At 43.9% G+C, this 13,068-nt stretch carries 11 protein-coding genes; 3 read left to right on the forward strand and 8 right to left on the reverse strand.

The features are described 5' to 3' along the window. The first annotated feature begins 167 nt into the window (after positions 1–167). Positions 168–1,163, forward strand: a complete 996-nt coding sequence (gene yhjD / locus PR675_RS11965) for an inner membrane protein YhjD (RefSeq protein WP_014656980.1) — start codon at positions 168–170, stop codon at positions 1,161–1,163. 73 nt (positions 1,164–1,236) lie between these two features. On the opposite strand, the gene PR675_RS11970 is transcribed toward yhjD, so the two are convergent. Beyond that, entirely contained in the window at positions 1,237–2,298 is a 1,062-nt protein-coding gene (locus PR675_RS11970) for an NAD(P)H-dependent flavin oxidoreductase (RefSeq protein ID WP_036942188.1), read from the reverse strand. 85 nt (positions 2,299–2,383) lie between these two features. On the opposite strand from PR675_RS11970, the gene PR675_RS11975 reads away from it, so the two are divergent. Beyond that, a complete protein-coding gene (locus PR675_RS11975) occupies positions 2,384–3,265 on the forward strand; it encodes a LysR family transcriptional regulator (RefSeq protein ID WP_072197220.1) in 882 nt (293 codons plus the stop codon). A 106-nt stretch (positions 3,266–3,371) separates the two neighbouring features. Then, the gene (locus PR675_RS11980) at positions 3,372–4,376 is read left to right on the forward strand and encodes a serine hydrolase domain-containing protein (protein WP_060561267.1); all 1,005 of its coding nucleotides are present in this window, start codon (positions 3,372–3,374) and stop codon (positions 4,374–4,376) included. Between the two features lie 55 nt (positions 4,377–4,431). Here PR675_RS11980 and PR675_RS11985 read toward each other — a convergent pair whose 3' ends face one another. From PR675_RS11985 to dppA, 7 genes are all read right to left on the reverse strand, one after another. After that, entirely contained in the window at positions 4,432–5,910 is a 1,479-nt protein-coding gene (locus PR675_RS11985) for a M16 family metallopeptidase (protein WP_014656983.1), read from the reverse strand. A gap of 169 nt (positions 5,911–6,079) precedes the next feature. Next, on the reverse strand, positions 6,080–6,775 hold the full coding sequence (locus PR675_RS11990; RefSeq protein WP_004923758.1) for a HAMP domain-containing protein: 696 nt from the start codon (positions 6,773–6,775) through the stop codon (positions 6,080–6,082). Between the two features lie 399 nt (positions 6,776–7,174). Then, on the reverse strand, positions 7,175–8,179 hold the full coding sequence (gene dppF / locus PR675_RS11995; RefSeq protein ID WP_004923755.1) for a dipeptide ABC transporter ATP-binding subunit DppF: 1,005 nt from the start codon (positions 8,177–8,179) through the stop codon (positions 7,175–7,177). Continuing rightward, positions 8,176–9,156 carry a dipeptide ABC transporter ATP-binding protein gene (gene dppD / locus PR675_RS12000; protein ID WP_004923750.1) on the reverse strand — a complete coding sequence of 327 codons (981 nt, stop codon included), beginning with the start codon at positions 9,154–9,156 and terminating at the stop codon, positions 8,176–8,178. Before dppD ends, dppF begins: the two co-directional genes overlap by 4 nt. Positions 9,157–9,168: 12 nt before the next feature. Beyond that, the gene (gene dppC, locus PR675_RS12005; protein ID WP_004923748.1) at positions 9,169–10,071 is read right to left on the reverse strand and encodes a dipeptide ABC transporter permease DppC; all 903 of its coding nucleotides are present in this window, start codon (positions 10,069–10,071) and stop codon (positions 9,169–9,171) included. 11 nt (positions 10,072–10,082) lie between these two features. Continuing rightward, positions 10,083–11,102 carry a dipeptide ABC transporter permease DppB gene (dppB, locus tag PR675_RS12010; protein ID WP_040132698.1) on the reverse strand — a complete coding sequence of 340 codons (1,020 nt, stop codon included), beginning with the start codon at positions 11,100–11,102 and terminating at the stop codon, positions 10,083–10,085. Positions 11,103–11,280: 178 nt separating this feature from the next. Then, the gene (gene dppA, locus PR675_RS12015; protein ID WP_060561268.1) at positions 11,281–12,888 is read right to left on the reverse strand and encodes a dipeptide ABC transporter periplasmic-binding protein DppA; all 1,608 of its coding nucleotides are present in this window, start codon (positions 12,886–12,888) and stop codon (positions 11,281–11,283) included. Positions 12,889–13,068 lie beyond the last annotated feature (180 nt).

Genomic DNA, 13,068 nt, shown 5'->3' on the forward strand with positions numbered 1-13,068 from the left:
AACCTTCTATTTTTCCGACCAAATTCAGTCCTCATTTGCAATGAAATAACCGACCTTAAAGCCTATTTTGTAGATAAAAATGGGCTTTAAAGTGAAGAATTTTGCAAATTTACGCTATAGTATGGTGAAAATTAAGTAAAATTAGATACGGAGTCAAAGGGGAACGAATGTCGAATATGCATGAAGAAGAGCAAAAAGACGCCAGTAAATTAAAATCAAAGCTCAATAAAAGCATCGATAACAGTAAAAAAGCACTGACATTTTCTATGCGAGTAGTGAATTTTATTTGTGCAATTCCTTTTATTGCACACCTTATTCGTACTGCTCAACGATTCACTGATCGTATGGGGAACCAGTTCGGTGCTGCGATTACCTATTTTTCGTTTCTTTCTTTAATCCCTGTATTAATGTTTACCTTTGCAGCAGCGGGTTTTGTATTAGCCAGTAACCCAGAATTACTTGAACGGCTAGTTCGCGGTATTTCTGCCAGCATCAGTGACCCGACATTAGCCAATACATTAGAAAGAACCATTGATACCGCAATCCGCCAGCGGACTACCGTTGGTTTAACCGGTTTGGCATTAGCCGTTTACTCGGGCGTAAACTGGGTTAACAACTTACGATTAGCCATTTTGGCGCAATCACGCCCTGTTTGGGAGCGCAATGAAGATGAACATGAAAAAATTTATTTCCGCTATTTGCGCGATTTTCTATCCTTAATTGGCCTACTTATCGCCTTGATCGTAACAATTACGCTCACCTCTGTCGCAGGCTCCGCTCAAGCAACCATTGTTAGAACGCTTGGCCTAGATAATATCGAATGGTTAAAACCGGCTTGGACTCTGATTGGTCTGACGATTTCAATTATCGCTAACTTCTTGCTGTTCTTATGGATTTTCTGGATTTTACCGCGTATGCAGCACCGCCGCTCTTCCTTATTGAAAGGCACTCTACTCGCGGCTATTGGCTTTGAAGTGATTAAATCAATCATGACTTGGATTTTACCAAACTTAGCCTCATCCCCTTCTGGCGCGGCTTTCGGTTCGGTGCTGGGCTTAATGGCCTTCTTCTACTTCTTTGCTAGATTGACTCTATTTTGTGCTGCGTGGATCGCAACGGATGAGCCAAAGAACGCAAAAGAGAACGAAATTCTCACTTCTTAACGCATTGACAGGGTGGCAAAAGATCCATCATTTGCCACCCTTCAAAATTTCTCACATGTTACAACTTTACACATTATTTCGTCATTTCTGATACAAGCGTCTCTACCAATACGCTCGCTGGCATCTCTCGCGCTTTCAACGCATTTTGGCCCGCCCAATGTGCGGCAAAATCATCACTCCCCATTTTACTTGCTGCTGCATGCAACTGTTTTCCAAGATCATACGCTATCGGGTAATCCGGTATAGCAGGACAATCATCCGCTTGTGTCATACGAATAAATTGGTTCACAATCCCTCTTGCGGGTCGGCCAGAGATAGCCGCTGTTAATGCCGTGTCCGCTGCATTTTGGCTTTTCAGCTTATGACGGTAACCTTCATTTGCTGCTGATTCAGGGCATAAAATAAACGCTGTACCAAGTTGAGCCGCCACGGCTCCTTGCTCTAAAGCTGTTTTAATTTCTTGCCCATCCATCAAGCCGCCCGCAGCAATAATCGGTAATTGGCTATTTTTCACTAGTAATTCAACCAAGTGGAATGTTGTTATCGCTTCATCTTCGGCATTAACATCAAACATTCCTCGGTGCCCACCCGCTTCAATGCCTTGAGCGATAATGGCATCAATACCTGCCTGCTCGATCAACTGAGCCTCTCGTAAGCAAGTTGCCGTCGCCATTGTATAGATCCCTTGGGCTTTTAACTGATCAATCACCTGTTTATCCGGAATATTAAAATGGAAACTGACAACTGCTGGCCTCATTTCTAGCAGTAGTGCCAACATGTGAGGATCATCTAAGAATGATGTGTAAACTTGGTTTAATTGCTGAGGTGGCAATACGTTAAACTGAGCTAATTGTTGGGCAAAGTAATGAATCCATGCTTGTTCAATCTCACGATTACGTACGGGGGTAGAATGGCAGAACACATTCACATTAAAAGGTTTGTCTGTTAAAGCATTAGTTTTCTCAATCAATGCTTTAGCTTGAGGTACAGAGCTAGCCCCAAGCCCTAATGAGCCTAGCCCCCCTGCCTCAGAAACTGCCGCAGCCAACTCAGGTGTTGAAACGCCCGCCATAGGGGCTTGAATGATTGGGTAACGTAAGCCCAAACGTTGGAGAAATACTTCAGAATGCTCCATTATCTTTCCTTTATCATCAAGTAGGGTTACACTTATTATTCTGTTATTAAGAATAAATATAGCACTATATTCACGAAAAAAGAAAATGAACTCTGAATCCCTAAAAATATTTTGCATGGTCGCAGAAGAACTCAGTATCACACGCGCAGCAATGCGCCTCGGTAGGGTTCCCTCAAATATTACAACGCGTATTCAACAGCTTGAGTCCGATCTGGGAGAGCCGCTGTTTATTCGTCAAGGTAAGCAGATGCAATTGTCAGAAGCCGGCACACGCTTCCTACAATACGCCTATCGTTTACTGGCGTTAGAGCAAGAAGCCCGCCATGTCACGAGTTTAGGCAGAGAAGGAGGACAACTAAGAATAGGTAGCATGGAGAGCACGGCGGCCTGCCGGTTACCTCAACCTTTGGCAGCCTACCACCAACAGCACCCAACAACCCAATTGTCATTATTAACCGGAACCTCACAAGCTCTAATCGAGCAAGTACGTCGTGAACAGTTAGATTGTGCTTTTGTGGCTCTTCCCCAAGATTTGTATGATATTAACCAACTCTGTGATATGGGCATTCAGTCACAAGTCGTTTGGCAGGAGCAGCTAGTCTTATTGCTTCCCGAGCAAGATAAATTAGCAAAGACCGCCTCAGATATTCAAACACGCTCACTTGCTACCTTCGCCCAAGGATGTAGCTACCGCTATATTGCTGAGCAGTGGCTAAATATTCCAAATCAACGAGATTGGCATATTCAGCAACTTAGCTCCTATCATGCGATGGTCGCATGCGTCAGTGCAGGAAGCAGTATCGCGCTACTACCGGCTCAATTATTTCATTCTATGGGGGATACTTCCTCATTGTTAGCCTCGCTCCCCGTCACAACATGTGATACCTATTTGATTTATCGTACTGGATACCAAGTGCCTGCTTTTACAGCTTTTAAGACATTAATTTTATCGCGTGAGGTTAATTAAAAATTCACCGCCTTTCTGGACACATGGCAAGCTGATTATTCAAGTATGTTATAAGTGAATATGAGCACTCACTCTATCTCTAAAGACCAAATGAGTTGGGAGAAAAATGATAACTACACAATATATTCAGCAGTTAGAAGACTTACCTTGCGGCGTTGTGCTTTACTATCACAACCAAAAAAAGGCGAGTATCAGTACATTTTGTGCTAGAGGAAGCGATCTGGCAGGTCGGCCATTGACAGTTGATACCCCATTACGCATTGCCAGTAACACAAAAACGTTTACCGCAGCAGCCATACTTAGGTTAGTTGAAATGGGGAAATTATCGTTAGATGATGCCATTTCACAACATATCACACCTGAATTTAACCAATTACTGTGTGACAGCTATGCCACCGATCATATCACTATTCGTCATCTACTCAGCCATAGTAGCGGGCTTTTTGATCATGCAGATGATCACTACCTCAAACGCGTACTTGCGAAACCGACACACCAGTGGACTCGGTTAGAGCAAATACAGCTCTATGTACGTAAAAAATTCCCCGTTGTCGCACCTTCAGACACATTTATTTATTCAGATACAGGTTACATACTGTTAGGCGATATCATTGAACGTGTTACGGGCCAATCGTTAGGCCACGCCGTTAGGGAGTTATTAAAATTCAATAAAATTGGATTAGATACCGCTTATTGGGAGTATTTAGAGCAACCTACGACAGATGCACCTCGTGCACGCCAATACCTAAAAGAGATAGAAGGTACACATATTCATGCTTCGATGGATGTGTATGGCGGGGGTGGTTTAATTACCTCATCTCAACAAATGGCTCGATTCCTTGAAGCCTTATTTAATGGCGAAATCTTTGAGAAACCAGAAACTCTACAGACAATGCTGAGTGTGGGTCACCATGTGGGCGCCCAAGAGTACCGATTAGGGTTGATGGCAAGTGTTGTAAATGGCATGACGCTATATTCACACCTTGGTTTTTGGGGATCTGCCGCCTATTACTCACCGGAAACCCAGACAAGTGCAGCCGGCTTTGTCGATGACAGGGATTCCCGAGAAACCTTAATTCGGGTGATTGAAGGGTTACTGACGCAACGTTAAAAAACAACAGGATGAAAAGTAAATAGCCCCTAAGTTGGGGCTATTTAATGACAGATTATTTCGCTGCTTTTGCAGGCTCCGCTTCAATTGCCGGTGTAGGCTCAACCTGTGGCCACAGCACCTTAGTAAATTTCTGGCGGATTTGCTCAGCATCCATCAACTGCTTCTCTTTCGGTTGAACCAACACAAAGGCAGCTTCTTGAGACAATAAACGACGCACTTCCATATTCACTTGATCCAGCGTTTGCCCCGCTAAGAAAGATTGCCTTAGTCGTTGATACTGCTCAGGAGCGATATCAACCACCCCATTTTGTTGAGAGATCAAGCGTTGGCCTGCTAACACATCCGTACTGGTACGAGCATAGGCCGCAAACAATTGTGATAATTGCACCTGTTTTTCATTGAGCATTTCATCAAACAATTCAGGTGAAATCCCATTTTGAACAGCGGTTGATAGCTCATTGAGAACAACATCTGTCACTGCTGCCATTTTTTCTGGCGCTGCTGCAACCGTTAACGTACAGCTAGCCTTCTGATATTGCACTCGGCAATCTAAGTTCGAATTCACTTCATCTTGGTTAAACTTTTGGCTAAAGGTTTTTTGTAATGAACGATAAAGTGCTTCACGGGCTAAATCACTTCCCCAATAGCGCATCAGTACGGCAGAGTCATTAATCGGTTGCCAATCGATATCCCAAATCAGGGATAAGCTATCTTTTGTTTGCTTATCTTGCAGAATGTCGATGGATTGAGGTTTCACCTGCGATAAAACAGCTACCGCAACAGGCTCTGAACGTTTACCTTCTAGTGAAGAGAACGTTTGAGTGATGTAATCAGATAACATGCGTGAATCAACATGACCTGCAACATACAGCGTCATAACATCTGGCGTATACCATTTTTGGTAAAACGAATTCACACTCTCTAAATCTACATTATCCTTAACCTTTTGCCCTGGGTCATAGCCCATCATTGCAGAGCCTTTCAGACGTGCGCGCCATACAGGATCCGTCGCATCAATAGGCAATGTAGCAACAGGAGCATTTGTCACACTCAGACCATTGTGCAGTGTGGTTTCAGTATAAGTTGCCCCAGCCGCGGAGGTTGCTAACCAGTTGAGTGCTTGTTTGAGAAGCTCTGGCTTATTGTGTGGTAAGCTCAAGCTATAGATTGTGTAGTCATATGAGACGACCGCTGGCGGAATGGGAACATCAGGATCGGTTGCCTGACGCCAAAAATTTTGCAACGTTGCGGTTGGAAATGCTTCTGTTTGATGTAACAGCGCCATTTTAGGGATTAAGTAGCTGTAACCTTTTTCATTTGCTTTTTCTGACAAAGACCCTGTTTTAATAGCCAATCTCAGTTGAATTCGGTCATTAGGACGCTGTGGAGTCTGCAATAGCTGCCAGCTAAAGCCATTTTCAAGCTTTCCTTGCTGCCATGCTGGATCAGGCTGCAATGGCTCAGCACTCGCAAGGCCAGCGACTGACAGTAGCACCACACTAAAGATATACCGAATTTTCAAACCCTGCATGTAAACCCCTATGTATTTTCTATCCTTGTATTTAACCGCAAAAATATGACTGATAAATTAACGAAAAACGCTAATTATAGGGTTAAACGATATGGTTTGGTCTCATACACTGTAAGTGACACCAATTATTAACGATATTAGACCACAAAGCTCGCCACATGTTCATGACTTAGTCTGAATTTTGCTGTTTTCTTTGGCGGTTATAATTCTTCGCCAATAAGCCTATCTCGTCATCCTTATGATAACCTGATACTTTGATGTCTTGATCGCCGCCATCTTGTAATTCTAGCGCAATTTTACGTAATGGCCTGACAATCATTCGACTTACACACCATGTCATCGCAATCGCAATGATCAAAACTAACAACAAATATGTCGTTATCATTAATGCCAACGTGTTGAAGGCGAATCGATAAACACGATTTGAATCAACTTGCAGCGTTAAATACCCTTGGGGTTTCGCCGTCAAGACGGTATTCCCATAGGCATACAAAGGTACTGTCATCTCTACTGGAATACCGGCAAATTTCACCGCCCAACTAGGAATTGGACGGGGTGTCGCAAAGTCTAAATGGATAACAGTCGCCCCATCGACTGTCACAATCGCTTTGCCCATAATACCCGATGTTTTCAAGCTCACGAGTAGCCGTTTAACTTCGTTCAGATCTGAACTTAATAATGATTCAGTCAATGGTTTTTGAATTTGTACAACCGCATTACTAAGCTGATTGAGATAGTCACCTTTTCTTTGCTCAAGTAAGTAACTAAATTGAATTGCCAAAAAAAGGGCGAGTGAGCTTAACGTGATCACAAAAAATACGATCATGCTTTTTAACGTTAGAGAACGTTGCACCCTGTTCTTCATGTTTCCGAAACCTTCTTTATCAAGCTTCTTTTGAATTGAATATTTTTCGCTTTAAAAAGCGGCCCTTTATCAACAAAGTCAGATAAACACCGACTAACATCCCCCCATTAACCCAACATATCACAATATTTTTTACCAATATTGCGAAACTGCAACTGGGCGCGAATCATTATTCAAGCCAAATAATCAATAAGTTTGGGTAGCGCGCCCAAAAAGGTAGGTTTTATGGGGCATTGGATGTCACTGAGTTATTCTCAGTATACTTGATTTTATCAATAAAGGAGCAGTTAAAAGTGAAAGTTTATGTAATTAAGACAAAGGGGGGATTTACGGAAACAACAACAACGTATCACACTGGATAACGGCAGAAAAGCAATATTTCTGCCGTCTTAGTGGGGATTAACTGGCTACAACGCTATTTTTTTCATCTTCATCGACGGCAAAACAGGCAACCAGTTGCCCTCCGTACTCTTTAAGAGCTGGTTGGAATTGCGTGCATTGCCCGAATGCTCGGCGGCAACGAGCTGCAAAAGCGCACCCCGGTGGTGGATTCAGCGGGCTTGGTAACTCTCCCGTCAACTTGATCCTTTCACGCCGTGAATCAGGGTTTAACCTTGGTGTTGCTGATAGCAGTGCTTGAGTATAAGGGTGCAAAGGATTATTAAAGATCTGTTCTTTAGTTCCTTTTTCTACGCAACGCCCCAAATACATCACCATCACTTCATCAGCTATATGTTCAACCACGGATAGATCATGCGAAATGAACACATAAGATAGCCCTAGCTCTTGCTGCAAATCCATCATTAGGTTAAGCACTTGAGCGCGTACGGAAACGTCCAGTGCTGAAACTGGTTCATCAGCAACAACAACATCAGGATCTAACATTAACCCTCGTGCGATTGCGATGCGCTGGCGTTGCCCGCCCGAAAACATATGAGGATAGCGCTCATAATGCTCCGTTTTTAACCCAACCTTAGCCATCATCGATAACACCTTTTCTCTACGCTGCTCTTTAGATAACGAGGTGTTAATCAATAAAGGCTCCTCAAGTATTTGCCCGACTTTTTTACGAGGATTTAAAGAGCCATATGGGTTTTGAAAGACAATTTGAATTTTTTGGCGACGTAGCTTTTCAGCCGCCTTGTCTTTAACCAGTAGGTTTTGGTCTTGATAGTAAAGCTCCCCCTCTGTGGGTTGTTCAATCATGGTCAGTAAACGACCTAGTGTCGATTTACCACACCCAGATTCTCCAACAACGGCGAGTGTTTTTCCTTTTTCTAGCTCAAATGAAACGCCATCGAGAGCTTTGACTAACCTTTCTGCCGAAAATATACCGCTTTTCGCTGAATAATATTTCTTTAAATTAATAGCCTGTAGTAAAGGCTTATGTTGATTTTCACTCATAGTGTCGGCCTCCCCATATCATCCAGCGGCATGTGGCATTTCACCTGCCTATCTCCAACAGAGCGCAATTCAGGCTCCTCAATACGACAACGCTCTGTCGCATAGGGGCAGCGAGGGTTCAACAGACAACCTTGTGGTCGGTCATATTTCCCCGGCACAACGCCCGGTAATGACGCTAACCGAGATTTATTAGTGGCAAACTCAGGCAAGGCACGTAACAGCGCTTGAGTATAGGGATGACGAGGATGTTTAAAGATATCAGAGGCTTTCGCTGATTCCACGACTTGGCCCGCATACATCACAATAATGTGATGTGCCGCTTCAGCAACCAAGGCAAGATCATGGGTGATCAAGACCAAGGCCATATTCTCTTGTTGTTGTAATTCAAGCAATAACTCAATAATTTGTGCTTGGATCGTCACATCAAGTGCGGTCGTCGGTTCGTCTGCAATCAATAACTTAGGCCGACATGCGATCGCCATCGCAATCATGACCCGCTGACTCATCCCACCTGATAGCTGGTGTGGATAAACATCAAGCCGCGATTTCGGGTCAGGGATCCCGACCATCGTCAGTAAATCAATTGCACGTTGTTTACGCGTACTTTTACTACCGCCTTGGTGCACTTTCAGCGCTTCCATTATCTGATAACCCACTGTAAAACAGGGGTTCAGACTGGTCATAGGGTCCTGAAATATCATCGCTACATCGGCACCAACAATTTGCCGACGCTCTTTTTCGGGAATAGACAATAAGTCACGCCCGTCAAATTGCAACGAATTAGCCATCACTTTCCCAGGATAGTCTATCAGCCCCATTATCGCTAAAGAGCTTACCGATTTCCCCGAGCCAGACTCACCCACTATGCCAACAACCTGACCTTTTTCAACGCTATAGCTGATGCGGTCAACGGCACGGAACGGGGTACTTTCATCACCAAAGTGTACCGAGAGTTGTTCTACATTTAACAATGCCATTAGATTACCTCATCACTGCTTGAGTTTTGGATCAAATGCATCACGCAAACCATCACCCATCAGGTTAAACGCTAATACAGTTAACAAGATTGCCAGACCAGGGAAGGTGACGACCCACCACGCACTTTGAGCGAATTGCAGCACGTCAGACAACATTGTGCCCCATTCAGGTGTTGGTGGCTGTGCTCCCATACCAAGAAAACCCAAAGCAGCCATATCTAAGATGGCATTAGAAAAGCCAAGTGATGCTTGAACAATTAGCGGTGCCAAGCAGTTCGGTAAAATATTAACAAACATCTGACGCGTAGCACCGGCGCCTGCCACACGTGAAGCGGTGACATAATCGCGATTCACTTCTACCAACACCGCGGCGCGAGTAAGCCGGATATAGTGAGGCAATGCAACGAAGGTCAGTGCAAGTGAGGCATTAACGATTGAAGGGCCAAAGATTGCCACCAATACTAAAGCCAGCAATAAACTCGGTAGGGCTAACATGATGTCAACGATACGCATAATCACAGCATCGACCACACCACCAAAATAGCCAGCAATAACGCCGACCGTCACCCCCATAATCAATGAGAGCACCACCACAAGGCAGCCGACTAACAGAGATAAGCGTGCACCATACATTAAGCGAGATAACAGATCTCGACCAACGTCATCCGTACCTAAGATAAATTGCCAACTTCCGCCGGATTCCCAAACAGGTGGTACCAATAAGAAATCGCGGAACTGCTCATCTGGTGCATGAGGGGCTAAAACACCTGCAAAAATAGCCACTAAGATCATTAAAATGATATATGCCATTCCGGCAACCGCACCTTTATTACGCTTAAAGTAGTGCCAGAATTCTTGGAATGGGGTCATCGGCTTAGGGGCGCTGACAACCGTTGGCTCAGTAGATTGAGACATGTAAGCGCTCCTTATTTTTTATGACGAATACGTGGGTTAACGATGCCGTACAGCAGATCAACCACGAGGTTAACAAAAATAATCAAAGTTGCGACTAATAAAACCCCACCTTGAACCACTGGGTAATCACGACGTTGAAGCCCTTCAATCAGCCAACGACCTAGACCTGGCCACGAAAAAATAGTTTCCGTTAGAATTGCGCCAGCGAGCATAACACCCACTTGTAAACCAATCACGGTGACAACAGGCAGCATCGCATTTCTCAGCGCATGAATAAGAATAACGCGTGCACGGCTAACCCCTTTAGCTCGAGCCGTACGAATGTAATCTTCCCCTAGTACTTCTAGCATCGATGAGCGAGTCATACGGACTATCACCGCCAGAGGTATGGTTCCAAGCACAATGGAAGGAAGTATGAGATGCTCAACCGCATCAATAAAGTTCCCTTCATCCCCCCAAATTAAGGTATCAATCAGCATAAAACCAGTCAGCGGATAGGAGTCATCCAAAAATACACTGTCGCTAACGCGCCCAGATACAGGGGTCAAATCCAACTGCACTGACACCAGCATGATTAACATGATCCCCCACCAGAAAATTGGCATTGAGTAACCTGTTAGGGATAAGCCAATTGCTGTGTGATCGAAAATAGAGCCACGCTTCACTGCGGCTAAAACACCGACAGGGATCCCCACTGAAATTGCAAAAATCATCGCACAGATTGCCAGTTCCATCGTGGCTTTAAAACGGGGGAAAAATTCATCCCAAACCGCTATCCGGCTTTTCAATGAAATCCCTAAGTCACCATGAAATATGCCATTAATATAGTGAAGATATTGTTTCCACAATGGCTGGTCTAAGCCCAATTCAGCCATTAAATAAGCGTGTCGTTCGGGCGATAAGCCTCTTTCACCTGCCATAATCATCACGGGGTCACCCGGGATCATATGCACAAATGCGAACGTGAGTAATGTGATACCGATAAACGTAGGGATAACTAGCCCCAAACGTCGGAGGATAAATTGCAACATATCCTGAATCTCTTTTAATAATGCCTTTGACGGCTCTGAGTCCGTTTGGCTAATCAGAAGAGTGTGACTCTTCTGTCTGCTCACAAAGAACTGAGTTTTCTGTTTCCCTGAAATTCAGAGGTGAAAACGCCCTTCGCTATCAAAAAGATGGCGAAGGGCTGATACAAATTAACAACGATTATTTTTCAATATCGACGTTTTCAAAGTGGTGTTTGCCGAGAGGGTCGACAACATAGCCCTTCACTTCTTTACGGACTGGTTCATATACCGTTGAGTGAGCAATGATCAGGGCTGGTGCTTGTTCATTCATAACAACCTGTGCTTGCTTGTAGAGATCAATACGTTTGTTATGATCTGCTGTCATACGAGCAGGCTGGATCAAGTCTTCAAAGCCTTGATAACACCATTTCGAATAGTTAGAGCCTTGCTCTTTCGCCGCACAGCTAAACAGTGTCGCGAAGAAGTTATCAGGGTCACCATTATCACCGGTCCAACCCATCATTACCGTTTGCGGTTCACCATCTTTAGCACGCTTCAGATATTCGCCCCACTCATAGCTCACTACTTTCGATTTAACACCAATTTTTGCCCAGTCAGCTTGGATCATCTCAGCCATACGGCGCGCATTTGGGTTATATGGACGTTGGACTGGCATTGCCCATAAATCAATTTCGAAACCATTCGGGAACCCGGCCTCAGCCAATAACGCTTTTGCTTTTTCAGGATTATATTCATAATCCTTCACATCATCGTTATAGCCCCACATCGTTGGTGGAATTAAGTTTTTCGCTTTCTGTCCTGCACCTTGATAAACGGCATCGATGATAGCGTCTTTATTCACAGCCATAGATAGCGCTTGGCGCACTTTCTGGTTATCTAGTGGTTTTTTCTCAACGTTGAAAGAGAGATAACCGACGTTCAAGCCAGGTTGCTCCATCAATGTAATATTTTTATCTTGCTTCATGCGTTCCAAGTCTGCCGGATTTGGGTATGGCATAACTTGACACTCATTTTTTTGCAGCTTGGCATAACGGACAGACGCATCAGGTGTAATCGAAAAAACTAAACGATCAATCTTAGGTTTATTACCCCAATACTCTTTGTTGGCTTTATAAAGAATACGTGAATCTTTTTGGTACTGCTGTAGCTCAAATGGGCCTGTTCCAATAGGGTTCAAATCCACTTTTTGCGGTGTGCCCGCTGCTAACATTTTGTCAGCATATTCAGCAGAAAGAATGGAAGCAAAGTCCATTGCCATATCAGCTAAGAAAGGTGACTCTGGGCGAGAGAGTGTGAAACGTACGGTGTACTCATCAACTTTTTCAACTTTATCGATGATTTTATCCATATCCATGCCCATAAAGTACTCATAGCTACCGCCGGAGACTTTGTGGTATGGGTGATTCGCATCTTTCTGACGCATGAAGGTATAAATGACATCATCCGCATTAAAGTCGCGGCTTGGCTTAAATTCTTTATTTGAATGCCATTTTACGCCTTTACGTAAGTGGAAAGTATAAACTTTGCCATCATCGCTTACTTCCCAACTTTCCGCTAAACCTGGCTCTATCTCTGTAGTACCAAGTTTGAACTCAACTAAACGGTTATAGAGTGGAATTGAGCTAGCATCGTAAGTCGTACCGGAAGTAAATAGCTGAGGGTTAAAGCCCTCTGGAGAGCCTTCTGAACAGTAGACTAATGTTTTCGCTTGCACAGAAGCAGAAACTGCAAGTGCTGCAAGTGTTAGCCCAATGGTTAAACCTGTCTTTTTGATTGAGAGCGTCATCTGTATGCTCCTGTGGTGTTCATGTGTTATTTGCTTGATGCCCAAACCCATCCTTGAAATGACAGATAGGGGATCTGTATTTTTTTGTTATTCACTGTGCAATTAATCAACTGTCATCCACTTCGTCAATAGTATCTCTCTTTAAACAGACAACTATCTTATAACATTTTAGAAACATAT

It is taken from the genome of Providencia sp. PROV261 (assembly GCF_028477945.1).
Lineage (GTDB): Bacteria > Pseudomonadota > Gammaproteobacteria > Enterobacterales > Enterobacteriaceae > Providencia > Providencia stuartii.